This is a genomic window from Lunatimonas lonarensis (genome assembly GCF_000390185.1).
In the GTDB taxonomy this organism is placed as follows: domain Bacteria; phylum Bacteroidota; class Bacteroidia; order Cytophagales; family Cyclobacteriaceae; genus Lunatimonas; species Lunatimonas lonarensis.
In genome coordinates this window covers 94,676-120,706 of the sequence record NZ_AQHR01000096.1, presented here as the reverse complement: position 1 = coordinate 120,706, position 26,031 = coordinate 94,676, and the positions used below count along the sequence as shown (strand labels likewise).

Here is a 26,031-nt window from a genome sequence, read left to right as displayed (position 1 = left end):
TCTATTTTAGGTCAAACTTGTATCCCACGCCCTTGACAGTGGTAATGTAGTCGTCGCCGATTTTTTCGCGCACCTTTCGGATATGTACGTCTACCGTGCGGGCCAGTACAAATACATCCGAACCCCATATGTTTTGAAGCAGGTCTTCCCGGTTGAATACTGTATTGGGGCTTTTGGCCAAAAAATACAACAGCTCAAATTCCTTTTTGGGCAGCACCATGGTCTTGCCTGCCTGGGTTACCGTGTAGCTGGTACGGTCGATTACCAGATCCCGAACCTGCACTCGGGAAACTTCCTGCTCCTTTTTGGTTTCTCGCCGAAACAATGCGGATATGCGGCTTAGCAGTGCCCGGGGTTTGATGGGTTTGTTGATATAATCGTCTGCACCTACGTCAAAAGCAGCTACCTCTGAGTACTCCTCTGCACGCGCGGTGAGAAAAATGATGAACGTATGTTGAAGATCGGGTATTTCCCGCAATTGACGGCAGGTTTCAACCCCATCCTGCTGGGGCATCATGATGTCGAGCAGAATCAAGTCGGGAAGAAAAGTGACTGCCCTTTTTACGGCCAATATACCGTTGATGGCTGTTTCTACCTCGTATCCTTCTTTCTCTAGGTTATAGGTAAGAATGTCAACGATGTCCTGTTCATCATCTACTACGAGGACTTTTTGTTTGCGTTTTTCACTCATGGTTTAATATGAACCCGACCTGTAGGTGTCGATTTTTCGCAAAGTTAACAATTCCTTGAAAAGAATTGGGCGAATAAGGCCCTCGGCTTTCTATCAGGTTCCTACAAGCCGTGCAAATAGTTGCAATTGTTACCGAATTGTTAACTAGGGATTTCGAAGGCCTAGCGCTTCGGTGATTTCCATATCCAGCGATCCTACCAGCAGATTTGCCTTGATTCGCACAGGGATGCGATTGGCATCATCTGTGATCCATACCTTGATGGGTCGATCGCCACTGAAGAGTTTGTTTTTGGGCATTTCAGGGGAAAAAATGTGTGTGTTGTAGGTGCCGATCTTGGTGGAAAGACGCTGGGTGCCCTCGTATGTTAAATTTAGGTTATATATTTTTTTGTCGAAAAACCCGCGTATCGTGATATTTTGTCCTTTCTTTAAGCCTGAAAAATCCATGGTGCGCATCAGGTAATATCCACTGACAATATCCTGGATCTGCGAGGGGATGCGATAACTCGTTGTTTCTACCACTTTTTCGTTCTCTCGGTCAAAGAGCTTGACCAGGGCTTCGTTCCGTTCGTGGTGAAAGTCGATTACTTCGTGTTTGCGGTAGTTTCCTTCTTCGATGTGCCGATAGGAGCGATAGGGGATGATTCTTGCCGTATCTAGGTAGGTGCCCCAGTTGTCCTGCACGTAGAAAAGGCGAAAAATGCTCAGCGTGCGGCCAAACACGTCGATCTTGTAGGTAGGTCGGTTTTGAACATAATGGATGTTGTCGTGGATGATCATTTTGGCCTCTGCAGCATTGAGAAGGAGAAATTTCACCTTGAAGGTGAGTTCCTCTCCCTGGGTAAAGGCCTGGTTTTTTCGGATAGGCTGGGAGTCCGGAAAACCAAAAGAAAGGAAGATAAAAAACAACGCTATTTTCGCCTTGAGCTGCATGTTAACTGGTTTGAATCAATGAGCTAACTTCAAATCCCATACCATATTTGAAGTCTACAAGGATCCGTAATCGGCCAAATATAGTAGAACGGATTCGGAAAACAATGGTTATCCTTTGTTGGTATTGCGAGGGTGAATGCGTACTTTCACAGGATCATTTTAGACAAACTTTTACTCTTTCATCAACTATGAGTGGTAATTCTGAAAAACTGAAAGCCCTGCAACTTACCCTGGACAAGCTGGAAAAAACCTACGGCAAAGGCACTGTCATGAAGCTGAGTGACAACGTCGTATTGGATATTCCTGCCATCTCCACCGGGTCGTTGGGTTTGGATATGGCTCTGGGGATTGGGGGAATTCCCCGAGGCCGGGTCATCGAGATCTATGGTCCCGAATCTTCGGGAAAAACCACGCTTTCCATGCACTGCATAGCCGAAGCCCAAAAGGCAGGAGGCATGGCGGCATTTATTGACGCCGAACACGCCTTTGATAAGGCTTACGCCGAAAAATTGGGCATTGATACCGAAAATCTTCTTATTTCCCAGCCAGACAATGGCGAGCAGGCGTTGGAGATTGCCGAACACCTGATCCGGTCGGGCGCCATAGATATCATCGTCATCGACTCTGTAGCGGCCCTGGTTCCCAAAGGGGAATTGGAGGGGGAAATGGGAGACAGCAAAATGGGCCTACAGGCCAGGCTGATGTCCCAAGCTCTACGGAAACTGACAGGGGCCATCAACAAGACCGGCTGTGCGTGTATCTTTATCAATCAGCTGCGGGACAAAATAGGCGTGATGTTTGGCAACCCCGAAACTACTACGGGCGGTAATGCGCTGAAGTTTTATGCATCCGTGCGCCTCGATATACGTCGCATCGGCCAAATCAAAGAGGGTGCCGATAATATTTTGGGCAACCGTACCAAAGTCAAAGTGGTAAAAAACAAGGTGTCACCGCCGTTCAAAGTGGTGGAGTTTGACATTATGTATGGAGAGGGTATCTCCAAAGTAGGGGAAATCATAGACCTGGGTGTCGAGTTTGAGATAATAAAGAAGGCCGGTTCCTGGTTTTCCTATGAAGGCAATAAACTGGGTCAGGGCCGCGATGCGGTCAAGGCCCTGATTCTGGACAATCCAGAATTAATGGAAGAACTGGAAAAGAAGATCAAAGAAAAGGCCGGATTGAAATTGGCGGAAGGTAAAAAAGGTGCTAAATCCGAAGAATAACCAAAGCGGCAAATAATCGATTGTCCCAGCACAGATGCGAACTGTCTCAATAGCCCCGGATACGATCCGGGGTTATTCGTTTTCACCCCTTTGCGATTTGGGGAATTGGATAGAAACCGTTTTGCCAACGCTATTTTGGGAATGGCATTTGTCTAATATCTTACATCTCGGTACCCATATCTCCCAACCTTAATTTGCCGGCAAACCATAGTTCCCTCCTCTTTGCCATTCCTTACATTTCCGCCCGTGATAAACGATACGAATAGGCTTACGGCTACGCGGACCGGATGGCTTCCACCGGATCCAAGCCCGCGGCGATGCTAGCCGGAACGATGCCAGAGAGAATACCGATAACCGAGGATAGTCCCAGACCCAGCAGGATATTTTTCATACTCAGGATAAGCTCAAGACTTCCCAAGTCTACGAAGGTAAATCCAAAGACAATCAACAACCCGGCAAGTCCGCCAATTAGGCTCAGGAAAACCGCCTCGAACAAAAACTGAAGCAGGATAAAGTAATTTTTGGCCCCGAGGGACTTTTGGATACCGATGATATTGGTACGTTCCTTCACGGATACGAACATGATATTGGCAATACCGAAGCCTCCAATCAAGATGGAGAATCCGCCGATTACCCATCCGGCAATCGAAATCACGGCAAAAATAGCCCCTACGGCATTTTGGATAAACTCCGACTTGTTCAGCGCAAAATTATCCTCCTCCGTGGGTTTAAGCCCACGTTTGGCCCTAAGCAGTCCAGCCATTTCATTTTCCAACGCAACAAGCTCCAGATCATCATCCATCCCCTTGGCCGCTATGACCGGTTCAAGGCCATACCTACCCACGTTGTACAACTTAGAGAATGAACCGAAGGGAATCAAGATAGCCTCGTCTTTGGAGGGAGCATCAAACAGTCCTTCCCCTTCTTCTTCAAAAAGCCCGATGACCGTAAAGCGGAGCCCTTTCACCTTTAGTTCCTTCCCCAGTGGACTTCCCTCTCCGGGAAACAACGCCCTTGCTATTTTGACGCCGATAATGGCGACGTTTCTGGCGGCACTTATTTCCAGTTCTGTAAAGAACCGTCCCTCACCAATGGGCACTTCATAGACGTCTTTATGGCTGAACACCACCCCCTGAAGCGCTACCCGTTCATAGGCGTTACTGCCCTGTTTGGCCGTAGTCCGAGCTTCGGCAAAAATGGTCACGGCTTCTGCGTTTTTGAGTCTTTCACTTAGGAATTGGTACTCAGCATAGGAACCAGGAGGGCGTCGGAAGTATTTCCACCAGGGATACTCCTGTGGTCCGGATGTAAAGGGGAATCGATCGACCCGAATAATGTTGTTCCCCAAAAAAGAAAGACTGTTTTTAATGTTGTTTTCGAGCGAATCTACCAAGGTAAACACGGCGATGATGGCAAAAATACCCACCGTTACCCCCAGCAATGAAAGAACCGTTCGGGTAAGGTTGGATTTTAGTGCCTGCATGGCAAATCGAAAACTCTCCCAGATAAGTCGAAGCAACATAACGCTCAAGGGGTTGAATGAAAACTATTTGGCAAGATAGATACAAATAGGTAATATTCTTGCTATCTTTGCATTTTTTATGACTGTTACAAACGCAAGAAAAAGGCCAAATAGCATACACATGAAATCAAGTCTGCCAAAGGCAGGATGGCAGGACGATCCCGTTACCCAATGGGAAGGTGATTATTTGCCATTTGACCTGTCTTACATAGGCACAGATCCTCGCGGGATCCGATCCCAGCTGCCCGAGCTTAGTAACGGGATCCAAATTAGAATCATTGAAAAAACAATTATAGACCTATGAAATTATCAGATTTCAAATTTGAAGTTCCCAAAAAGCTTATTTCCCTATATCCTACAGAAAACAGAGACGAATCCAGGCTAATGGTAGTCCACAAGGCTACCGGAAAAATCGATCACCGGGTTTTCAAGGAAGTTATCGAATATTTCAATGACGGAGACGTTTTTGTAACCAACAACACAAAGGTGTTTCCTGCCCGTCTATATGGAAACAAGGAAAAAACAGGTGCCAAGATCGAGGTGTTTCTGTTGAGGGAGCTAAATCGGGAACTGAGACTTTGGGATGTGCTGGTGGATCCGGCCAGAAAGATACGTGTAGGAAACAAATTGTATTTTGGAGACAGTGATCTCGTGGCAGAAGTCATCGACAATACGACCTCCCGTGGCAGGACGATCCGTTTTCTTTTTGATGGAACAGACGAGGAGTTTTTCAAAACCATCGATGTATTGGGAGAGACGCCCATTCTCAAGGAATACATAGAACGGGAGGTAGATTCATCTGACAGGGATAGGTACCAGACTATCTATGCCGAACATGTAGGCGCAGTGGCCGCACCGACAGCAGGTTTGCATTTTACCCCACATCTTTTGAAGCGTTTGGAAATCAAAGGCGTTTCGGTCAGTCCGATTACACTTCATATAGGGTTGGGGACCTTCCGCCAAGTGGACGTGGAGGATCTGACCAAACACAAGATGGATTCGGAAAATTACGATATTCCCGAGCGGACCGTGGAACTGGTGAACCGGGCATTGGATGGCAAGAAAAGGGTAGTAGCTGTGGGAACTACTTCCCTAAAGACCATTGAGTCGTCTGTTACGGCGAATGGCAGACTGAAAGCCAGCGCGGGATGGACCGACAAGTTTATCATTCCGCCCTATGATTTCAAAATCGCCAATTCACTGATAACCAACTTTCACCTTCCGGAGTCTACCTTGCTTATGACCACGGCCGCATTTGGAGGCTATGACCTCGTTATGAAGGCGTACCAGGAGGCAATCAAGGAAAAATATCGGTTTTTCTCCTACGGAGACGCTATGCTGATCATTTAAGAAAAGGGCGCTATTGGCGCCTTTTTTTATCCATAAAGATAATGTATTGATTCATGAACTCAGTAGTTATAGTCGCAGGAGGAAGTGGAACCCGAATGGGTAGCCTTACGGCAAAGCAATACCTGAAAATAGGGGACATGCCGATCCTGATGCATACTATGGCCGCTTTTTTCAATTTCGACGTTTCTATTGACATCGTGTTGGTTCTACCTTCCGGGGATCGGGATTTCTGGCAAACGCTTTGTAATGATTATGGGTTCAAGGTGCCGCATCGGACAACCGTAGGAGGGTCTTCCCGGTTTCTTTCCGTCAAGAATGGATTGGCAGCCTGCGATCCAGCCAGCAAGTTGGTGGCCATTCATGACGCGGTACGGCCTTTTGTCGCCGAATCGGTGATCCGTCAAGGGTTTGAGGTAGCAGCCCAACACGGGTCGGCCATCCCGGTAGTTCCGCTGAAGGATTCTCTGAGGAGAGTGGAGGCGGATGGGAGGTCAACTTTTCAGGACAGGCAAGCCTTCCGATTGGTCCAAACACCCCAGATATTTCAGAAACCCCGAATTCTACAAGCGTTTCGCGTGGAGGACAATCCGGCTTTTACCGATGATGCCACTGTATATGAGCACCAAGGTTGGGAGGTCACATTATATCCTGGAAATCCCGAAAACATCAAAATCACATCCCCCGAGGATATGGCCTATGCAGAGTTCCTGCTAAATGGTCTTTCAACGTAAGCCTGATTGGTGACTTTTGCCGATAAAAAGTAGCTGCTTACCGATTTTTTGTTACTCGTCACCTATTTTGGTCGGGATATTCTAGAAACACGGTCTATTTTTGGTACGGTAAACAACGCCTTAAAGCGAAAAATTGCCCATGAGAAAATTTCTCACACAGGAGAATGACTATGATGGGTATTCGATCCCTATAAACCGGGACAAGTTGTGACCTTTGAAAAACAAATATAGACACATGAAATCAGACAATCAACGAACCTTAGGCATAATCGTGCTGGTGATCGGTACCGCCCTGTTACTAAAACAGTTTGGGATTATTTTCCCTGCATGGCTTTTTTCTTGGCCGGTCATTCTGCTGGCGATAGGAACCATAATTGGGGTAAAGCATGGTTTTACAAATACAGCATCCATTGTACTTCTGAGTATCGGTACGTTTTTCTTCCTACGAAACAACCATGTACTGCCAAGTGACACCGAGAAATTTCTAGTCCCCATAGGAATGATTTTGTTGGGAGCCTTTTTGCTGGTAAAGAAGCGTACCAAAAAGGTCAACTGGGAGGGTAATTTCGACCGGTTTGAGCGAAAACTCCGGACAGGAAAGGGAGGAATACCGCAGGACGGAGACCCCTCCGACTATGTAAACGTGGAAGCTATTTTTTGTGGCATCAAGCGCAAGAGTATTTCAAAGTCATTTAAGGGTGGGGAGATAACAACCATTTTTGGAGGGACGGACATCGATTTAAGCCGTGCTGACTTGGAAGGAACAGCGGTGCTGGACATTTCAGTGGTCATGGGAGGTGTCAAGCTGATCGTCCCCTTCCACTGGGATGTCTCCTTTGGCGTAAGCAATATTGCCGCCGGTGTGGAGGATAAACGTGCTCAGCAGGTTGTTCCGATGGAGGCAGAAAAAAAGCTTATCCTAACGGGAGCCGTGATTTTTGGAGGTATCGAAGTAACCAGCTATTAGGATGGGATTTTCCGGTGATCGTGCTACGTCAAGGAAAGGTAGGGGGTGGTTTTTTCTTGCGCTCTATATAGTGACGGCCGGAGTTTCCTTGCTTCTTTTTGCCTACTACAAAGGCCTGGACTGGTTTGTTGTTTCCGATAGTGGCATTCATGCATCGTTGATAATGCTAGGGGTATTGCTACTTTATTTGGTTTATCCCTATCTGAGACATTCGGGAACTTCTTACCTGCACACCTTGAGTTTTCCCGCAATTCTCGGACTCTTTGCGGTTTTTCTTGGCAAACTCATGCTCCAATGGCTTTGGGGCGATGCAGAATACCAAGGGTTTGTCGAATATACCCTGCCGCTGCGGTTGGCTTTTGTGTTTCTGCTTTTTTATGGGATGTCTTTGTTGGTTTTTTGGCAAAAGGAACAGGAGAGGGGCTGGGATATGAAGGAACGGGAGGCAATCACAGAGAAGCTCGCTATAGAGGCTGAATTGCATCAGCTTCGGTTGCAGCTTCAGCCCCATTTTTTGTTCAACAGTTTAAACTCGGTAAGTGCGCTTATTGGGAAAAATCCTGCAGGGGCAAGGGATATGCTGCTCCGTTTGGCCGATTTTTTCCGTCTGACGATTCAGAAGTCGGTTGCCTCCAAAGAACCCTTTGATTGTGAGTGGGAGCGAATTGGGCTATATTTGGCGATTGAGAAAACGCGGTTTGGTGACCGCCTGCAAGTACATATGGAAAAGGAAGAGGCCTTGGGCGATTGGGCTATCCCGCCCTTGGTGGTGCAACCGTTGGTGGAGAATGCGGTCAAATTTGGTTTGTACGGTGTAATTGATACGGTATCCATTCAAATCAATGCCTACGAGTCCCAAGGTATGCTTCACGTAGCGGTGTCCAATCCATTTGATTCCGACACCCTACAGCCTTCCGGTACCGGCTTTGGGTTGGAAAGCGTTCGCCGCCGGCTTTATCTGCTTTATGGCCGGCAGGATCTTCTGCATACCCAAAAGAGAGACGGCGTGTTTACAGCAATGCTAAAAATACCGCAGATCCATGATAAGAGCAGTAATAATAGACGATGAGCCTTTGGCACAGGACATTCTGGAAGAGTTTCTTGGCGACCACGCCGATGTGCAGGTAGTGGGGAGGTACCTAAACGGCTTTGACGGGGTAAAGGGGATTCAGGAGCTTCGGCCTGATTTGGTTTTTCTGGATGTACAAATGCCCAAAATCAACGGCTTTGAGCTATTGGAGCTTGTAGAGTACCTTCCTGCTGTCATTTTTATGACTGCGTATGATACCTATGCGCTCAAGGCCTTTGAAGTTCAAGCCTTGGATTACCTGCTTAAGCCCTACAGCAAAGACCGGTTGGCACAGGCGTTGGATCGCTGCCGCAAAGACCGGGAAAATAGGAAAGGTACGCAGCTACGTTACCTCGTAGAGCGCCCTCGTTCAGTAGAGACTCTTACGAGGGTGGTGGTCAAGTCTGGCAACAAAATAGACGTGATCCCGGTCGCAGAGATACAGTACCTCTGTGCAGAAGACGATTATGTAGGAATCGTAACCGCAACGGGGAGGCATTTGAAACTGGGTTCTATGCAGTACTTTTCGGAAGCACTCGACCCGCTTAAATTTGTACGGGTTCACCGCTCCTATATCGTCAACATAGATGAGGTGACACGAATAGAGCCGTATGAGAAAAGTAGGCAGCAATTGGTGCTGCGATCGGGACAGCGTATTCCGATGAGTAGGCAGGGAGCCATGCGGCTCAACGAGGTTTTCAGGACATAAAAAAACTCCCGATGGATTCACCGGGAGTTTTTTGCTTCAATATTCGTCTTCGTTGAAGAAGAAATCGTCTTTTGTCGGATAATCTGGCCAGATTTCCTCAATGTTTTCATACGGCTCACCATCGTCTTCCAGCTCCTGGAGGTTTTCAACTACTTCCAGTGGAGCACCGGAACGGATGGCAAAATCAATCAACTCATCCTTGGTGGCCGGCCAAGGTGCATCTTCCAAGTAGGAGGCAAGTTCTAACGTCCAATACATAGTCTACACAGTTAATAATGGTCCCTTTCGGGTTGGTAAAAATAGATATCTTTGCTTACGATTGTATGCTAAACGGATTAGCGAATGGTTAGTTCCCTCAAAAGGTGATTTTTTACATCCATTTTTCGTAGGTAGCTATTTATCTTGCGCTGCATGACGATATCGAAATCCTTTTCGTTGCTTCGAAAGTTTTCCGCGTTACCCTTAACGGTGTCAAGTTCCTTTTGATCCCGCGCTATTAGGTCTTTCAGGATACCCGCTTTGATGATGTTTTGCTCTTCTATTGTCTTCTTTTCGAAGTCTTCATACTTGGAGTGACAAAGCTTTTGCAGAAAAGATTTTTCGTACACCAAATCGGTGGAGAAGATAAATGTTTTGATGCTTTGCTGGGCATTTCGCGGCTTCTTCGGAGGGAGCTTTTTCCATTCTGCCTGAAGGCGTTTTGCTTCTGCCAGCGTAGAGGGAGAAGCAGATCCCTTGGAAAGAATGCGCATCTCCTGGGCCATTTTTTCCATTTTTCTTAGCAATAGACCTGGACTGAGGGTAGGCCCACTTTGCATTACCCGCTTGTATTTTGAGAAAATCCGGTTGTTGAGTTTGGAAAATTCATCCCAGATCGGCTGCCGCTTATCGGCGGGAACCCTACCGGATTCCTTCCATTGCTTTTGTATTTTCTTGCTGATTTCGAAGGCCAGCTTTACATCTGCCAAATCATGCGCTTGCCTTGCCTGTACCAGCAGGTCTTCGTATACCTTTAGGTTTTGTTCCGCCTGAAGCGCTAGACCATCAAAGTAGTTTTTCCGGTTGCCAAAAAACACGTCCAGCGCCTGCTGAAAGCGGGTTTCCATGGCTTCCTCTACGGCCTTGTCAACAGGTCCTGTTTTGAGCCAGCGGAGCTTTATGTCTTTGAAGGTTTCCGATGCAGGCTTCCAGTCGGTGCTATGCATCAACGCCTCTGCCTCTTCTATAAGAGCCTGCTTGATTTCCAGGTTTCGTTCCCGGTTGCCCTGAATGATTTCTTCGAGGAATTTCTCTTCCTGTTCCAGATCGGCGATCAAGCTGGGGAAATCACCCAGTGCGTCGTATGAATAGAGGGACTGCTTCAGGTGAATCAACTTCATCAGGAAGGACCCCTTGTTTTGGTTTTGTTGGATGTCCAGTTTCAGTTTTTCCACTTTTTCACGCAATGTTTCGAACCTGTTTTCGAAATATTGAATGGTGGAAGTCTCGCTTTCCTTGACTTCTCCAATCACCCTATCCTCCTGTCCCAAGAATCCTTTGAGGTAAACTTTTTCGTCCTTTATGTATCCATAGGGATGTTCCATGGTGGTATGCGGGGTTGGTTTTTTACTGGTGGTTTTTTATAAGCTGCAAAGTAATTAAATATGCCTCATTTATCCTAAGAAAGGCGATTTTTTACCATCTTTGTGGCTTGTTTCTACGGTAAAAACAAACACAAAACACTATGAGCAGCGAGAAAATTATATTTTCTATGGCGGGGGTATCGAAGGTCTATCCACCCCAAAAGAAGGTATTGAAAGATATTTACCTGTCATTTTTTTATGGAGCCAAGATCGGTGTTTTAGGATTGAACGGGTCGGGAAAGAGTTCCCTGCTCCGAATCATAGCAGGGATGGATAAGGAGTTTCTCGGTGAGGTAGTCTGGTCGCCTGGGTATTCGGTTGGCATGCTGGAGCAGGAGCCAAAACTCGATCCGGATAAGACAGTTAAGGAAGTTGTGGAGGAGGCAGTGGCAGACACCGTCAACTTGCTGAAAGAGTTTGAGGCAATCAACGAAAAATTCATGGATCCTGCGTTGATGGAAGACCCGGACGCCATGGATAAACTGATAGAGAAACAGGGGGAGGTTCAGGAAAAACTGGATGCCTGCAACGCGTGGGAACTGGACGTGATGCTTGACAAGGCCATGGATGCCCTGCGCCTGCCGCCCGGTGATGCAGTCGTAAAACATCTCTCCGGTGGAGAGAAGCGTCGGGTGGCGCTATGCCGCCTTTTGCTACAGGAGCCTGACGTACTCTTACTGGATGAACCGACCAACCACTTGGATGCCGAATCGGTACACTGGCTGGAGCAGCATCTGAAAAACTACAAGGGAACCGTCATTGCGGTCACGCACGACAGGTACTTTTTGGACAACGTCGCCGGTTGGATATTGGAATTGGATCGGGGCGAGGGTATACCCTGGAAGGGGAACTATTCGAGCTGGCTGGAGCAAAAGCAGCAGCGACTGAAGCAGGAAGAAAAAACTGAGTCGAAGCGGCAGAAGACACTTGAGCGGGAGTTGGAGTGGATACGCATGTCGCCCAAAGCGAAGCAATCCAAGGGAAAGGCTAGGTTAAATGCCTATGAAAAGTTGGTAGGAGAAGAAGCAAGGGAGCGAGAAGCCAAGCTGGAGCTTTATATCCCACCGGGACCGAGATTGGGCTCAAAGGTGATCGAGGTAAATGGGGTATCAAAAGCCTTTGGAGACAAGCTGCTGTTTGAAAACCTGTCCTTCTCCCTTCCCCAAGGAGGTATTGTTGGGATCATTGGCCCCAACGGAGCAGGTAAGTCCACCCTTTTCAAACTTATCACAGGTCAGGAAAAACCGGATGCGGGTAATTTCGAAGTAGGGGAAACGGTAAGCCTGGCCTATGTGGACCAGGAACACGATGATTTGGATCCGTCTAAGACCGTCTACCAAATCATATCGGAGGGCAACGAATTTATCAAGCTGGGCAACAAGGAAATGAACGCCCGGGCCTATGTGGGCAAGTTCAATTTTGCGGGGGCAGATCAGGAGAAAAAAGTGGGCGTACTATCCGGTGGAGAACGCAACCGGGTGCACCTTGCCATTACGCTCAAGAAAGGCGGGAACCTGCTGCTCTTGGATGAGCCCACCAATGACCTGGATGTGAATACCCTGAGAGCTCTCGAGGAAGCATTGGAAAATTTCGGCGGCTGTGCGGTCATCATATCCCACGACCGTTGGTTCCTGGATAGGATTTGTACCCATATCCTGGCCTTTGAGGGAGACTCCCAAGTATATTGGTTTGAGGGCAACTATTCGGATTACGAAGAGAATAAAAAGAAACGCATGGGAGATGTAACCCCTAAGCGGATCAAATACCGAAATTTGAAATAATATGAGACAGTGGCCTCAGCCACGTTGGATCGCACCCATTGCACACTATGAGACAGTTATTGCTACGACCCGGAGCGGAGGAGTTGAACTATGAAATCAGGGGCATCGTCAAGAAGGCGAGGCAGATTGAAGCGCTTGGTTATGAAATGACTTGGGAAAACATTGGTGATCCCATTCAGAAAAGCAACAAAATACCAGCGTGGATGAAGGAGATTGTGGCCGATTTGGTCAGCAAGGACTCCAGCTATGGCTATGCCGATTCCAAAGGTATGCCGGAGACACGTCGGTTTTTGGCGGAGCTGAACAACGAGAAAAAGGGTGCCCAGATCAGTGCAGAGGACATTCTGTTTTTTAATGGACTGGGAGATGCCATTGCCAAACTCTACCAGTTTTTGATTCCTACTGCCCGAATCATTGGTCCCTCTCCTGCTTACTCTACCCATAGTTCTGCGGAAGCAGCCCACGCCAATACAAGTCCCATCACCTACCGTTTGGATCCGGATAACAACTGGTATCCTGACATGGAGGATTTGTACAACAAAGTAAAGTACAATCCTGGAATAGTCGGAATTTTGATCATCAATCCCGACAATCCCACCGGCATGGTCTATCCCAGAGAGGTATTGCAGCGTTTTGTTGAAATAGCCAGGGAGTTTAAACTGTTGTTGGTGGCGGATGAGATCTATCAAAACATCACCTACAACGGGTACGAAGCGATCAGCTTGGCTGAGGTCATTGGCGACTTGCCGGGGATCTCCATGAAAGGGATTTCCAAGGAGTTTCCATGGCCCGGATCCAGGTGCGGTTGGATGGAGTTTTACAATAAAACCGCTTCCGTTGAATTTGCCAAACTGTGTGCTACCCTTGAAAACGCGAAGATGATCGAGGTCTGCTCGACCATTCTACCCCAGTTGGCCATACCCCGTATCATGAAGCACCCACTCTATGCGGAATACCGCAAGGAGGCGAACGCCAAAATCGGAAGAAGGAGCCAATTGATGGAAGATATTCTATCACCTGTAAAAGGCATCAAGTTTAACCGTACGAAGGGAGCGTTCTACAATACCATTATCTTTGACGAAAAGCTACTTCGGCCAGACCAACACCTGCGTTTGGAGGACCCTCGGCTTAGGAGTCTGTTGGACACTTGGCTGCAGGAAAAAGAAATGCCCCACGACAAGCGCTTCGTGTATAATCTATTGGCGGCAGAGCGGATCTGTGTGGTGCCGGTTTCCTCCTTCTGTTCAGATTTGCGCGGTTTTCGTGTTACGCTCCTGGAGGAAAATGAAGAGGTATTTGTCGATACCTTCGAGCGTATGGCAAAGAGTATTACGGCTTACCTGAAATCAAGCCGCGAAGTGGCAGTGGGCGTTTAAGCCGGAGTCAAGTTAGTTGTCGTGTTCCCGTATGCCTTTCAGCTCATCGATAGGTTTCCATTCCTGTTCTGAAGGGATGTCAGACTGGTGACCGGCGAGCGCATCAAGGTTCGGCTGACCTGCCAGAATCCAGGCAGTGAACCACATATCGGCGATCATCTTTATGGCAGCTACCATTTGGCGTTCCACCTGTCCGTCCAACAGGTGATGGTAGGCTTGGGTGTAGGCCTTTGAATAGACTCGGGTATTGATTCCGCCCCTTTCTTCAAAGCTGTATTTCCTGTTTTCGGGAAATTGAGCATTCAAGGACTTTTCCATTCGGAGTACGCTGTCCACGGCCTCGTGGGTTTGTACGAGGGCGTCCCAGATAGCCAGTTGGGGCTGGGGGATGAATTCAGCCTTGCCGACGAAGAAGGAGTAGCCATCGGCGAACAGCTCTGGAATGCGGGTTTCCCAAAATCCATGGATGCCGTACTGTCCGGTCAACTGTCCATTGTAGTTTTTGGTGGTGTGCAGGGGCACATGGATATCGCCGATGTAATGTCCCAAGTCTGCGGAAATACGTAGGATGGAAGGCGTGTTTTTGGATTCAAAGGCGCGGATAAGCTGTAGAAACGTCTGATAGGTGCTCCAAGGAGCAATGCCATGTGCCCTTAGCGTGTCTTCACCGAACTTTTCCACGGCTTCTTGCCAATACCGGGGCAAATAATAGACGGCACTGTCCCCGTAGGCATCGGCATCTAGGTAGTGCTTTTCCGCCTCGCCCTTGACAGCGTATCTTCGCCTATCCGGGTTGACGGCGTTTTCGCTGATATACTCCAAGTGGGCTTTGTAGAAGCGAATCATTTCGGGAGGCAGGCTGAACACAGCATGTCGGTTGATCAGACGATGGGCATAAAATCCCCAAGGAGCAGTAGGAGGGGAGAGTATGGTCACCATCCATATTGTACAATTTAACAACAATCCCGGCATATGATATAAAAAGTCGAACAGTATACGAAAGATAAAAAAAGAATACGGGGATGCCAAAGGGCAATAATTAGTTCCGATATTCTTCTTTAATTTTTGGAGGTAATGTAAAATGTATTAAATTTGCATTCCGTTTCCCATAGCGGGTTGTTTTGAACGCAATCAAGTAATTAAAGAAATATATGGCAAATCACAAATCGGCTCTTAAGAGAATTCGATCCAACGAAGCAAAGAGACTTAGAAACAGGTATCAGGCCAAGACTACTAGGACTTTTATCAAAAGATTAAGAAATACAGAAGACAAAGCAGCTGCGCAAGAGCTTTTGAAAGAGGTGACGTCAATGCTGGACAAACTGGCCAAGAAAAACATCATCCATAAAAACAACGCGGCAAACAAAAAGTCCAAGTTGACAAAAATGGTGAATGCATTGGGTTAATCTTTGCAAAAAATACCTTTAAAGCCCCGTTATCGGGGTTTTTTTTTGACCGATTTTTTCCTATTTTCGCTTGTGTGCATCAGATTTGGTTGTATCCCTATGGATGTGTCTGATTTGAAGCTGATATTTTCTTAGTGTTTACCCTTGTTTTTTGCCTATGGATCATTTTTCTTCCATCCCGATTTCCCACCTCGCAGAGGAAGACCGACCGAGGGAAAAGCTTCTATTGAAGGGAAAATCCTCGCTTACCGACGCCGAGCTTATTGCCATTCTAATTGGCTCTGGCACTAGGTCAATGAGTGCGGTAGATCTGTCCAAACACATACTCCGTAGCGTGAACAATGACTTGAGTGTGCTGGCCAGACTTACCGTGAAAGACCTACAGAAATTTAAAGGTATCGGAGAGGCCAAGGCGATTGCCATCGTCAGTGCCCTGGAGTTGGGGCGGAGGCGAAAGGAGCACGATCCCCAGAAGAAGAACAAAATCCAGTCGTCGGGTGATGTGTACCACCTGATGAAAGCCGAACTGATGGACGAAACGGTGGAGTACTTTTACGCGGTTTTGCTGAACCGCCAGAACCAAGTCATCCGAAAGCAATTGATCAGTCAGGGAGGTTCTTCCGCTACCGTGGTAGACCCCAAAGTGGTTTTCAAGCAGGCGATGGACCATTTTGCCAGCGCGGTTATTTTGGTCCATAACCATCCTTCCGGTCAGCTCAAACCTTCCGAGCAGGATCTGCGTCTTACCCGCCGGTTGGTAGAGGCGGGCAAAAGTTTGGAGCTTCCCGTAATAGATCATGTTATTTTCACCGATGTTGGCTATTTTAGCTTTTCGGATGAGGGATTGATCTAGCGAACCTATGAGCCAACAAAAAATTGTATTGCTGTTTATCGCTGTCGTCGTCTTTGGTTCCATTTTGTACACGTTTGTGGGGGGTGGAGAACAGACGGAGCAATATATTGAGCGAATCGAAAAAGAGCGTGAAAGACAGTTCAAATACCTAAAATATAACCAAGAGTCCCCACTCACGGAAGCCCAGAAGCGGGAGCTGGACCAGCTGGACTTTTACCCGGTGGATCCCGGATTTCTGGTAAAAGCGCGGATCGAACCCATCGAAATCAAAAAAATGATTGAGGTGCCCCTAACCGATGGTTCGGTAGAGAAGTACCTGCGACACTCCTTTGCAGTGTTTGAGCTGGATGGTCGGGAGCTGCGGCTATTGCTTTTGCAGGCAGCCAAGGAAGCAGATAAGCGGAATTTTTTTCTGGCGTTTGCCGATGCTACCAGTGGCGAAGAAACCTACGGGGGAGGTAGGTTCCTCAATCTCAGGCAAGACGGTCAGCGGTCGATTACGATTGATTTTAATTTGGCCTACAATCCCTATTGCGCCTACAATCCGGACTATGCCTGCCCCATCCCTCCACGAGAAAACATCCTCGAAGTCCCCATTCGGGCGGGGGAGAAAAATTACACCAAATAACCCAGGCTAACCTAAGTTTCTCTTAAATTTGTAGATTATCTAGGGTGATACTGGATGCATTCGGGAGCGATCCCTTTGCCATAGTATGGGAAGACGGGCCATGCCCAAGCTTTATGACGGGTTAGTCATTCAGAGCTCTCCGACACCTTCGACAGTCAAATTATTTTACCATGAACATTTCCTTACATAGACTCAAAGAATACCTGTCGTTTGATCAAAGCCCGGAGGAAATAGCTGCCCTTCTGACGGCCTCCGGATTGGAGGTAGAGGGAATCTCTACGTTTGAATCCATCCCTGGAAGTCTGGAGGGAGTGGTTATTGGTGAGGTGCTTACCTGTGCGCCCCATCCCAATGCAGATAAGCTTCGGGTTACCACCGTATCCATTGGTGAGGAGGTAGTTCCGATTGTTTGTGGTGCTCCCAATGTCGCCGCCGGGCAAAAAGTTGCCGTCGCAACCGTTGGCGCTACTTTGTACACTTCCTCGGGGGAGTCGTTTCAGATCAAAAAGGCAAAAATCCGCGGGGAGGTATCCGAGGGCATGATCTGTGCCGAGGATGAGCTGGGACTCGGCGATAACCACGATGGCATTTTGGTCCTTGAAACCGACCTGGCAAATGGTACGCCGGCCAGTGAATACTTTGGCATTTTCCGTACCGACGTGTTGGAGATAGGGCTTACGCCAAACCGGGCCGATGCGGCCTCCCATATGGGAGTGGCACGTGATCTCAGTGCCCTGTTGAGAAAGCCCCTCCGATTGCCCTCCGTGGAGCATTTTGCCGTGGACAACGAGGCCTTGCCTATAGAGGTTGAGGTGGAGGATGCCAATGATTGCCCCCGGTATGCCGGGCTAACCCTAACCGGCCTTAAGGTGGGACCTTCTCCGGAATGGCTCCAAAACTACCTAAAAGCCATAGATTTGGAACCCATCAATAACGTGGTAGATGTGACCAATTTCATCCTACACGATCTGGGACAGCCGCTACATGCGTTTGATGCGTCCAAGATCAAAGGAGGGAAAATCATCGTCAAAAGACTGCCGAAAGGAACATCCTTCACGACTTTGGACGAAAAGGAGCGTAAGTTATCCGGTGCTGAATTGATGATTTGCGATGAAGGGCAAGGTTTGTGTATCGCAGGGATCTTTGGTGGTCTGGGTTCTGGCATAAGCGAGCAGACTACTGAGGTGTTTTTGGAAAGTGCCTGTTTTTCGCCTGATATCATCCGAAAAGGGAGTCAGTACCATGGCCTGAAAACAGACGCTTCGTTTCGTTTTGAACGGGGAACCGATCCGAACATGCCGGTGTACGCGCTTAAACGGGCGGCTATGCTCATCAAAGAGTTGGCCGGAGGCAATATATCCTCGTCGATAGTAGATGTTTACCCCAATCCCATCCAGGATGTACGGATTTGGGTTAAGTACCGGAATGTGACTAGGCTAATCGGCAAGGAGATTTCAAAGGATGAGATACATGATATCCTGCGATCGTTGGAGATAGGTATAGAAGGAGAAACCGGAGAAGGATTCTTTGCCATTGTAAAACCCTATCGGGTGGATGTGACCAGGGAGGCGGATATCATAGAGGAAGTATTGCGTATCTACGGGTTTGATGCGATTCCGCTTTCGGATACCTATCAGGCGGATTTTCTTGCCAATCATCCTGAGAAAGACGGCAATCGAATACAGTATCGGATTTCGGAGATATTGTCGGCTCGGGGTTTTTATGAGATTATCACCAATTCCCTTACCAAGCCTTCCTATGCGGAGCAGTCCCCCCATCTGGATGGAAAGGATAGCGTGATCGTACTCAATAAGCTAAGCGAGGATTTGGGTGTGCTTCGGCAAAGCTTGGTGCATACCGGGCTAGAAGTTTTGGCATACAATATCAACCGTAGGCAAAAGGACTTAGCTTGTTTCGAATTCGGAACCGTTTACCGAAACTCCGTGAAGGGATATGCTGAACGTAAACACCTGTCGCTGTTTCTGACAGGAAACGCCACCTCCGAAAGTTGGCTCGCGCCCGTTTCTCCGGTACAGTTTTCCCAGCTTTACGCTGTTGTGGAGGCATTGCTTCTCAAACTGCACGTGGGTACGCCGACGGTGGAGATGGCCGAAGAAGGGGATTTCGAATATGGGCTGAAGCTGCTTTTGGGCAAGGCTCCGGTAGCAAGGATTGGTCTTTTGTCAGATACGGTGACGCGTATGGCCGAAATTAAGCAGGACGTGTTCTATGCAGAGCTCGATTGGACCGCTTTGTTGGAAGCTACGGAGGGTGTGCGCAAGTTTGCAGAGATTTCGAAGTTTCCCGAAGTGCGCAGGGATTTGTCGCTTGTCATAGATAAATCCGTTTCTTTCGCGACGCTTAAGGAGCTGGCAGAGAAAGCAGGTGGTCCCCTGCTCCGTCGGGTAGGTGTGTTTGACGTATATACCGGGGATAAAATCGATGCATCCAAAAAGGCCTATGCCCTGAGTTTCTTTCTGCAGGATTTCGAAAAGACACTCACCGATAAAGTGATAGACAAAACGATGACACGCCTCATGCAAGTCTTTGAGAAGGAGGCAGACGCCTATATCCGTAAATAGCAGTATGGTTTTCGAGGAACTTCAGCGGCTGGAAAAATTGGTGGGGCATGTGGTCCGCAAGGTAAAGATGCTCGAAAAAGAAAACGAGGGTCTCCGAAAGGAGCTGACGGAGGTGCATGCTGCATTGAAAGATAAAGAGGAAGTCCTAGAGGATTTTAAAAATCAAATAAAAATTAGTAAAATTGTAAATAAACTGCCGGTAGAAACTATAGAGTCTGCTGAACTGAGAGGAAAGATTGATAATTACATAAAGGAAATTGATAAAATCATTACCTATTTGTCTGAATAGATGGAGACACTTTCAATACGAATCAAAATAGGAGATAGGGAATATCCTATGAAAGTGAAAGCCCAGGACGAGGGGAAGATCAGACGTGCGGGAAAGTTGATCAATGAGAAGCTAAAACGATACAGGGAGGAATTTGGCTTGGATGACAGGCAAGATTTGCTGGCCATGGTTGCTTTTGACAGTATGGTAGAAGCATTGGATCTACACGAATCAAACGCCCAGGGCAGCGAGGAAGTCAGAGCCGCCCTTACCCATATCAATGCCGAAATATCTGCCATTTTATAATTACCTTGAATCTCTCTTTTTAAGCTAGTGCTTGGTTTTCCCGGTAGGATAACTTAAACATACCTATGGGAATTTCATTATACATTATTATTGCGGGAGTCGTTGGCATCCTGCTTGGCGCACTTATAGCAAGTGTTTTTGCCAAAAACAACAGTAAGAAGATGGAGGCGGAAGCCCAGGACAAGGCCAAAAGCCTTATCCGAGAGGCGGAGATCACCGCCGAAGGGATCAAAAAAGACCGAATTCTAGAGGCAAAGGAAAAATACCTGCGCCTGAAATCGGAATTTGAGGAGGAAGTCAACAAAAAGAAGCAGTTGATTTCGACCAACGAAAACAAACTCAAGCAGCGGGAACAGCAGCTCTCCAAGGAGATGGAGCAGATCAAACGCAAAGAAGCGGAGCTGGACAGCAAGAAGGAAAACCTCAGCGCACAGCTTCATTCAGTACAGATAAAGAAAGAAGAACTGGATCGGGTGACCAATCAGCGGATTACCGACTTGGAAAAGGTTGCCCTGCTCACCAAAGAGGAGGCTAGGGAACAACTGATCGAAATGCTGAAAGACGAGGCAACGACCAAGGCATCCTCCCATATCAAGGATATTTTGGATCAAGCAAAACTCACCGCTACCAAGCAAGCAAAGAAGATCGTCCTCGACACCATACAGCGTACAGCCACAGAGCACGCAATCGAGAATTGTGTTTCGGTGTTCAACATCGAGAGTGACGATGTAAAAGGTAAGATCATCGGTAGAGAGGGTAGAAATATCCGTGCCCTAGAGGCCGCCACTGGCGTCGAGATAGTGGTAGATGATACCCCAGAAGCCATCATTATCTCCGGATTTGATCCGGTTCGTAGAGAGGTGGCCCGTTTGTCCCTCCACCGACTGGTTCAGGACGGAAGGATTCATCCTGCCCGCATCGAGGAGGTGGTGGCCAAGACAGAAAAGAATATCGACGAGGAAATCATCGAAATTGGCGAGAGAACCTGTATCGAATTGGGCATACATGGCCTCCATCCCGAATTGATCAAAATGGTGGGTAGGCTTCGATTTAGATCCTCTTACGGGCAAAACCTCCTTCAGCACTCCCGAGAGGTGGCCAAGCTAAGTGCCACCATGGCCGCAGAAATGGGATTCAACGCCAAGCTGGCCAAGCGGGCAGGATTGCTCCACGATATAGGCAAGGTGTACCCAGAGGAGGCGGAGCTTCCCCATGCTATCTTGGGCATGGAGTTGGCCAAGAAATACAAGGAACATCCAGAGGTGATCAATGCCATAGGTGCCCACCATGACGAGATAGAAATGACTTCCATGCTGTCTCCCATTGTGCAGGCTTGCGACGCCATTTCGGGATCCAGACCAGGGGCACGCCGTGAGATCATGGATAGCTACATCAAACGTCTAAAGGACCTGGAAAACCTAGCCTTGAGTTTTGATGGGGTAAATAAGTGCTTTGCAATGCAGGCAGGCCGAGAGCTTAGGGTTTTGGTAGATGCAGACAACGTGGACGATACCACGGCGGGCAAGCTCTCCTATGAAATTTCCCAGCGAATAGAGAAAGAAATGCAGTATCCCGGTCAGATCAAAATTACGGTAATAAGAGAAATGCGAGCCGTGAACTACGCCAAATAGTGAGCCAAGGTGATATTGTTTAAGGTAAGGGAGTGGCTTTGGCTACTCCCTTTTTTAGTATATTTACTTCAAGCCAGTCAATAGGCTGGATTTATATCGGTACCACCCTTTATGATAAACTACAACAACCGCAAATTCCGACCAGTCAGTAATTCCGAAAATGGCGAAACTTCCGCCGATACGGTGTTTTTGTATAAGCAAATTGGTGATGTACTAACCTCTTCCTACTCGGGGGGAGAAATCCTACAGGGCCACCTCATGGGGCAAGTAGATGCCGAGGGTAACATAGAGATGTGCTACCATCAAATCAACCGGCGTGGAGAACTGAACAGTGGGCTATGCCGCTCTCGCCCGGAGCTTATGGAAAACGGTAAGATCCGCCTCTTTGAGACCTGGCAGTGGTTTACCGGGGACAAATCCAAAGGGGAATCCATCTTGGAGGAAATATGACCATCCAGCCACACCGTTAGGTTGCCCTTTTTCGAAGAAGCCTTTTCTCTTTCTATTTATTAACGCTCGGTTTTATGGTTCGATCAGCTCGATGCTGCCGTCCGGAAGGTGCCGAAGAGGAGCCATTTTCATATTTCTCAGGTGAGTTTCACCGGAAAGCTCCGTATCGTGGTAAAACAGATACCATGTTCCCTCAAACTGCACAATCGAATGATGGGTAGTCCATCCCTGCACGGGTGCCAGTACATTTCCTTGGTAGGTAAAGGGTCCGTAGGGATTGTCCCCGGTTGCATAGGCTATAAAATGGGTGTCCCCTGTAGAATAGGTCAAATAGTAACGTCCATCGTGTAAATGGATCCAGGCTGCTTCAAAAAAACGGCGTGCATGGTCTCCTGCCAGAATGGGGTTGCCAGACTCATCAAGGATTTGTACTTCCCTGGGTTCCTCTGCCAAGGTTTTCATGTCCTTGCTGAGGCGTGCTACGATGGGAGATAGGGCAGGTTCATCGTCGGCAGGTAGGCCATCCGTAGGGCCATCCCCTTTATCCAAGAATTGATTATTGCGGTATTTTTGGAGCTGTCCGCCCCAGATTCCGCCCCAGTAAAGGTAGTAATTTCCGTCATTGGCGCGGTACACCGCAGGGTCTATGGAGTAACTACCGGAAATGGGGTAGGGTTCTGCTATGAAAGGTCCAGCAGGATTATCTGCCACCGCAACACCAATTTTAAAGATGCCATTTTCGTCTTTGGCAGGGAAATACAGGTAATAGGAACCGTCTTTCTCGGCAGCGTCGGGTGCCCATAGCTGTCGGGAAGCCCAGGGAATGTCCTCTACCTGGAGCACTGTGCCGTGATCGGTGATTTCACCACCGGGCGTATTCATGGAATATACCCTGTAGTCACGCATACCAAAGTGAGACCCAAGGTCGTCGGAGGGGATGCCGGCATCGATGTCATGCGACGGGTAGATGTAAATTCTGCCCTCAAATACGTGGGCTGATGGGTCGGCGGTAAAGTGATCCGTCACCAAGGGCCTATGGGAATATTCCGCCGGTTTGGAAACTTCTGTGCGATGATGTTCCTGCTGGGAGCGGCCTCCACACCCAATTGCAAGAAGTATTCCGAGTCCAAAGAAAGGACGGCTCGTCTTTTTAATGGCTGTTTTTAACATTGTTGTTGTTTAATAGGTTTGAATACAAAGTTAAACAGAATAACGCTTTTTTTGAAGTGTTGGCTTGACATATTTAAGGCGGTGCAAGCACCTGGTTTGGAAGGGAGAAAGTAATACTGACTCGTGGCAGCTAGTAAGGAAATATCAAAAAAAATTGGGCCATAGCTTATTCCGCTGTGGCCCGATGAATTTTCACGAAAGTCGGTACCGATTCTATTTCCAGGAGAAAACGAAAATAGGGTTTACATCCGGTATAGGCATGGTGTCTACTAGTTGTTCCCGATTCCAAAACTGAAACCTATATGCACATCAGCCTGCATGGAGTTGGCCATGGTACCGGTCAGCAACGCGTTACTGCCCAAGAAAAAGCCTCCGATCTGTAATCCCAATCCGCCAGTAAGTCCGGAAACCTGATTGTGTGCCCAAGGGGAATAGAGCTGAAAGGCCCCCAACACAAGCCGAGGGGTAAGAACGATCATATTTTGAGCAGTAATCAGGTTGTTATTTGATTCGTTTGATAGGCGCCGTTGGATAAACAAGGAGGCTTGGAAAACTTTTGCAGGCTGAATTTCACCATAGAGGTTGAGCAGCGTGGGCAAATTAACAGAAAGTTGATCCGTACCCCGGTTTACTGTAAAATACCCACTGTTTTCCAGTTGCGCTTCTATTTCATCCAAGCTTCCTTCTAAATTATCGATCTGGAAGCGCTGATTTGCGGGGATATTGATGGCATAGGCCCGGTCTGTTGAATTTTCCCGGAAGGACATGCCTCCCAGGTTCTTAATGGCTAATCCGCCGTGAATGAATGATTTCCCGTCGGATTTTTTCCATTGGTAGTTACCACCCAGATCTAGTGCGAATCCCCTTAATGAAGCCAGGCCGACGTTAAAATCCTCTGTAAGGGTGGCGTCAGAATAGGAGATGTTCAAGCTTCCTCGGGTATCGGTAAGGTATATACCATCTTCATCTTCGATAATGGTAGCCCGCAGTTCTCCCATACCGATATTTGCATAGGCACTGGGGAAAATCAAGCGTAAATTGGCACCGGCCGAGAAATGGTGGTTCCCCATTTTAAATACCTCCCGGCCAACAAGAAAGTCCAGTTCGGACCATCCCGAGGCTACGATCCGCTGATTGTATTCACTTGCTATGGCAGTGAATGTCTGAGAGGGAGTTTCCCACGAGTATCCGGAGTCACCCAGCAAGCCATCTCCCAATGCAGGATCCAAGTCTATGATATCGGCCCTCACAAATCCCTGGGTGGCAATACCAAAAGACCATTTACCTACGGAGAATCCCACCGCCGGTCCCATTACTGCGATGTCGGTTCGTAGGTTTATAGGGTCATCTGCCTTTTCGAAAGCAAGATCCAATAAATCATCTCCGTCCAAAATATCCTGAAAAGTAAGTATGTTGTTGCTGATTCCCGCATGGACCGAGAATAAGCTTACCTCTACCTTTTTGGATAACGAACTGATTTCTGCGGGGTTCATCAAAGCGGTCTGCATCCCTTTTCGGGGCCCATTTTGTATGCCTATAAAATGGGATTGTGCGAAGGTAGCGGTAAAAGATAGGAAGCTTAACGCTACGAAGTGTAAAAATCTCTTCATTTGTGTATGGTTGTTTTTTTATTTTTCATGCCGTGCTCCCTTAGGACTATCGGGAGATTCGCAAACCGGATTGCCTGCCGGTATGGTAAAGTGACCCAACCGTGGGATAACTTCGTTAGGGTTTTCGCCTTTGAAAGCGCTTGATTTCAGTAATAAAAACGTGTATATAAACAAAAATAGTAGTAAAATCGGTAAAATGCAGCACACACCTATGGTTTTTTGCCTGTTCATTTTCTATGTGCTTAGAAAATTGGGATCTACGTCCAATGAATGGGGAATTAAGCCTATATTAATGCATAGTTCACAACTGATGAAACCCAGACCTCGCATGCGTTTTTTATTCGGATGTTTTGTTTTATTTCAATTCCTGGGCGATGTTTCTGCGCAGACAGTGCATCAGGTCGGTGTAGGGAGTGCCGTTCAGGTATTTGGGGAGCGGGATCGTGCGTTCTCTCCATTGATTTACCAGGGTCAAAGGTCTTTTTTTGTGGTGGATTACACAGCCGAAACTGAGACTATGATGCTGTTTACTGCTCTTGGATATGGGCACGGATCGGCTGTAAGCAGAGGGGGGAATTCATTGGAGCTTTGGACGGGAGGGGCTCAGTGCCAGGTTTACTATCGCGATCGAAGGGTTCGGTTTTGGCAGTTTGGCTGGGCAGTTCATGCCGAATTCAACAAGCGGCAACATGGGGAATTTGTGAATTTTGGCGAGCGTACTGATTTTTCCATTACCCTTGGCCCTTCTGTCCGGTACCTTCTGCCGTTTCGTATCGTAAATCGTAGGTTTGAATGGGACAGTAGGGTTCAATTCATGGTAGTAGGGGCAAAGGTCGGCTCTGATTACATTGCCTCGGAACCCAGACGACTGAAAAGTAATGATAGAGCATCTGTACGGGATGTGTTGGGGGCAATAGATCCTTTTTATTTGGGCAATGATTTTAGAATCGGATGGGAATCCGGAGTTTTTTTCCCGGTTTCTGTGGGAAGTTCACTTGGAGTAAGATATGTAGCTGATTGGCAGCAGCTTTCGGTTTCCCATGACCTACAGCGTGCAAGGGGCGATTATTCATTGGTGTTTAGGGTGCAGTTATGAAGAGGAGTTTGGTTAAGAGGTGTGTTTTTTGGTTGGGGGGATTGTTTCCATTGTTGA

General features: G+C 47.7%; 26 protein-coding genes. 18 read left to right on the top strand and 8 right to left on the bottom strand.

The window, feature by feature from the left end:
• Position 1 precedes the first annotated feature (1 nt).
• Both ADIS_RS16975 and ADIS_RS16970 read right to left on the bottom strand, forming a co-directional pair.
• Positions 2–691 carry a response regulator transcription factor gene (locus ADIS_RS16975; protein ID WP_010855886.1) on the bottom strand — a complete coding sequence of 230 codons (690 nt, stop codon included), beginning with the start codon at positions 689–691 and terminating at the stop codon, positions 2–4.
• A 144-nt stretch (positions 692–835) separates the two neighbouring features.
• Positions 836–1,624: a DUF3108 domain-containing protein gene (locus ADIS_RS16970; protein ID WP_010855885.1), complete on the bottom strand. Its 789-nt coding sequence runs from the start codon at positions 1,622–1,624 to the stop codon at positions 836–838.
• 188 nt (positions 1,625–1,812) lie between these two features.
• Here ADIS_RS16970 and recA point away from each other — a divergent pair, with 188 nt between their 5' ends.
• Positions 1,813–2,847: a recombinase RecA gene (recA, locus tag ADIS_RS16965; protein WP_010855884.1), complete on the top strand. Its 1,035-nt coding sequence runs from the start codon at positions 1,813–1,815 to the stop codon at positions 2,845–2,847.
• 274 nt (positions 2,848–3,121) lie between these two features.
• Here the strand turns inward: recA and ADIS_RS16960 are convergent, their stop codons facing one another.
• Positions 3,122–4,369 (bottom strand): ABC transporter permease, encoded by a 1,248-nt coding sequence (locus tag ADIS_RS16960; protein WP_010855883.1) that lies wholly within the window; start codon positions 4,367–4,369, stop codon positions 3,122–3,124.
• Positions 4,370–4,490: 121 nt separating this feature from the next.
• Here ADIS_RS16960 and ADIS_RS16955 point away from each other — a divergent pair, with 121 nt between their 5' ends.
• The 6 genes from ADIS_RS16955 (at position 4,491) to ADIS_RS16930 (ending at position 9,195) form a co-directional block, all read left to right on the top strand.
• Positions 4,491–4,673, top strand: a complete 183-nt coding sequence (locus ADIS_RS16955) for a hypothetical protein (protein WP_010855882.1) — start codon at positions 4,491–4,493, stop codon at positions 4,671–4,673.
• Positions 4,670–5,719, top strand: coding sequence for a tRNA preQ1(34) S-adenosylmethionine ribosyltransferase-isomerase QueA (gene queA / locus ADIS_RS16950; RefSeq protein WP_010855881.1), 1,050 nt, complete (start codon positions 4,670–4,672; stop codon positions 5,717–5,719). The genes ADIS_RS16955 and queA overlap by 4 nt, the downstream gene beginning before the upstream one ends.
• 53 nt (positions 5,720–5,772) lie before the next feature.
• Entirely contained in the window at positions 5,773–6,450 is a 678-nt protein-coding gene (locus ADIS_RS16945; RefSeq protein WP_010855880.1) for a 2-C-methyl-D-erythritol 4-phosphate cytidylyltransferase, read from the top strand.
• Between the two features lie 235 nt (positions 6,451–6,685).
• Positions 6,686–7,417, top strand: a complete 732-nt coding sequence (locus ADIS_RS16940) for a LiaF transmembrane domain-containing protein (protein ID WP_010855878.1) — start codon at positions 6,686–6,688, stop codon at positions 7,415–7,417.
• A gap of 1 nt (position 7,418) precedes the next feature.
• Entirely contained in the window at positions 7,419–8,486 is a 1,068-nt protein-coding gene (locus tag ADIS_RS16935; RefSeq protein ID WP_010855877.1) for a sensor histidine kinase, read from the top strand.
• The gene (locus tag ADIS_RS16930) at positions 8,458–9,195 is read left to right on the top strand and encodes a LytR/AlgR family response regulator transcription factor (protein WP_010855876.1); all 738 of its coding nucleotides are present in this window, start codon (positions 8,458–8,460) and stop codon (positions 9,193–9,195) included. The genes ADIS_RS16935 and ADIS_RS16930 overlap by 29 nt, the downstream gene beginning before the upstream one ends.
• A 36-nt stretch (positions 9,196–9,231) precedes the next feature.
• On the opposite strand, the gene ADIS_RS16925 is transcribed toward ADIS_RS16930, so the two are convergent.
• Both ADIS_RS16925 and ADIS_RS16920 read right to left on the bottom strand, forming a co-directional pair.
• Positions 9,232–9,453, bottom strand: a complete 222-nt coding sequence (locus ADIS_RS16925) for a DUF2795 domain-containing protein (RefSeq protein WP_010855875.1) — start codon at positions 9,451–9,453, stop codon at positions 9,232–9,234.
• Positions 9,454–9,530: 77 nt separating this feature from the next.
• Positions 9,531–10,778 (bottom strand): DUF349 domain-containing protein, encoded by a 1,248-nt coding sequence (locus ADIS_RS16920; RefSeq protein WP_010855874.1) that lies wholly within the window; start codon positions 10,776–10,778, stop codon positions 9,531–9,533.
• A gap of 140 nt (positions 10,779–10,918) precedes the next feature.
• On the opposite strand from ADIS_RS16920, the gene ettA reads away from it, so the two are divergent.
• Together ettA and ADIS_RS16910 are read left to right on the top strand one after the other, a co-directional pair.
• Entirely contained in the window at positions 10,919–12,598 is a 1,680-nt protein-coding gene (gene ettA / locus ADIS_RS16915) for an energy-dependent translational throttle protein EttA (protein WP_010855873.1), read from the top strand.
• Between the two features lie 47 nt (positions 12,599–12,645).
• Positions 12,646–13,974: a pyridoxal phosphate-dependent aminotransferase gene (locus tag ADIS_RS16910; protein WP_010855872.1), complete on the top strand. Its 1,329-nt coding sequence runs from the start codon at positions 12,646–12,648 to the stop codon at positions 13,972–13,974.
• A 12-nt stretch (positions 13,975–13,986) separates the two neighbouring features.
• Here ADIS_RS16910 and ADIS_RS16905 read toward each other — a convergent pair whose 3' ends face one another.
• Entirely contained in the window at positions 13,987–14,913 is a 927-nt protein-coding gene (locus ADIS_RS16905; RefSeq protein ID WP_010855871.1) for a zinc dependent phospholipase C family protein, read from the bottom strand.
• Positions 14,914–15,125: 212 nt separating this feature from the next.
• Between ADIS_RS16905 and rpsT the strand changes: the two genes are divergently transcribed.
• From rpsT to ADIS_RS16865, 8 genes are all read left to right on the top strand, one after another.
• On the top strand, positions 15,126–15,380 hold the full coding sequence (gene rpsT / locus ADIS_RS16900; protein ID WP_010855870.1) for a 30S ribosomal protein S20: 255 nt from the start codon (positions 15,126–15,128) through the stop codon (positions 15,378–15,380).
• A gap of 157 nt (positions 15,381–15,537) precedes the next feature.
• A complete protein-coding gene (radC, locus tag ADIS_RS16895; RefSeq protein WP_010855869.1) occupies positions 15,538–16,233 on the top strand; it encodes a RadC family protein in 696 nt (231 codons plus the stop codon).
• A gap of 7 nt (positions 16,234–16,240) precedes the next feature.
• The gene (locus ADIS_RS16890; protein ID WP_010855868.1) at positions 16,241–16,861 is read left to right on the top strand and encodes a DUF1684 domain-containing protein; all 621 of its coding nucleotides are present in this window, start codon (positions 16,241–16,243) and stop codon (positions 16,859–16,861) included.
• 170 nt (positions 16,862–17,031) lie between these two features.
• Entirely contained in the window at positions 17,032–19,443 is a 2,412-nt protein-coding gene (gene pheT, locus ADIS_RS16885) for a phenylalanine--tRNA ligase subunit beta (protein WP_010855867.1), read from the top strand.
• A 4-nt stretch (positions 19,444–19,447) separates the two neighbouring features.
• On the top strand, positions 19,448–19,732 hold the full coding sequence (locus ADIS_RS16880; RefSeq protein WP_010855866.1) for a hypothetical protein: 285 nt from the start codon (positions 19,448–19,450) through the stop codon (positions 19,730–19,732).
• Positions 19,733–20,017 carry a cell division protein ZapA gene (locus ADIS_RS16875; RefSeq protein ID WP_035806604.1) on the top strand — a complete coding sequence of 95 codons (285 nt, stop codon included), beginning with the start codon at positions 19,733–19,735 and terminating at the stop codon, positions 20,015–20,017. It abuts the gene before it with no gap.
• A 65-nt stretch (positions 20,018–20,082) separates the two neighbouring features.
• Positions 20,083–21,648 carry a ribonuclease Y gene (gene rny, locus ADIS_RS16870; protein WP_010855864.1) on the top strand — a complete coding sequence of 522 codons (1,566 nt, stop codon included), beginning with the start codon at positions 20,083–20,085 and terminating at the stop codon, positions 21,646–21,648.
• Positions 21,649–21,759: 111 nt separating this feature from the next.
• Positions 21,760–22,098, top strand: coding sequence for a hypothetical protein (locus tag ADIS_RS16865; RefSeq protein WP_010855863.1), 339 nt, complete (start codon positions 21,760–21,762; stop codon positions 22,096–22,098).
• Between the two features lie 72 nt (positions 22,099–22,170).
• On the opposite strand, the gene ADIS_RS16860 is transcribed toward ADIS_RS16865, so the two are convergent.
• Positions 22,171–23,268 (bottom strand): glycoside hydrolase family 43 protein, encoded by a 1,098-nt coding sequence (locus ADIS_RS16860; protein WP_010855862.1) that lies wholly within the window; start codon positions 23,266–23,268, stop codon positions 22,171–22,173.
• 269 nt (positions 23,269–23,537) lie between these two features.
• Positions 23,538–24,878: a hypothetical protein gene (locus tag ADIS_RS16855; RefSeq protein ID WP_010855861.1), complete on the bottom strand. Its 1,341-nt coding sequence runs from the start codon at positions 24,876–24,878 to the stop codon at positions 23,538–23,540.
• 328 nt (positions 24,879–25,206) lie between these two features.
• On the opposite strand from ADIS_RS16855, the gene ADIS_RS16850 reads away from it, so the two are divergent.
• Entirely contained in the window at positions 25,207–25,974 is a 768-nt protein-coding gene (locus tag ADIS_RS16850) for a hypothetical protein (protein ID WP_035806601.1), read from the top strand.
• The last annotated feature ends 57 nt before the right edge of the window (positions 25,975–26,031 follow it).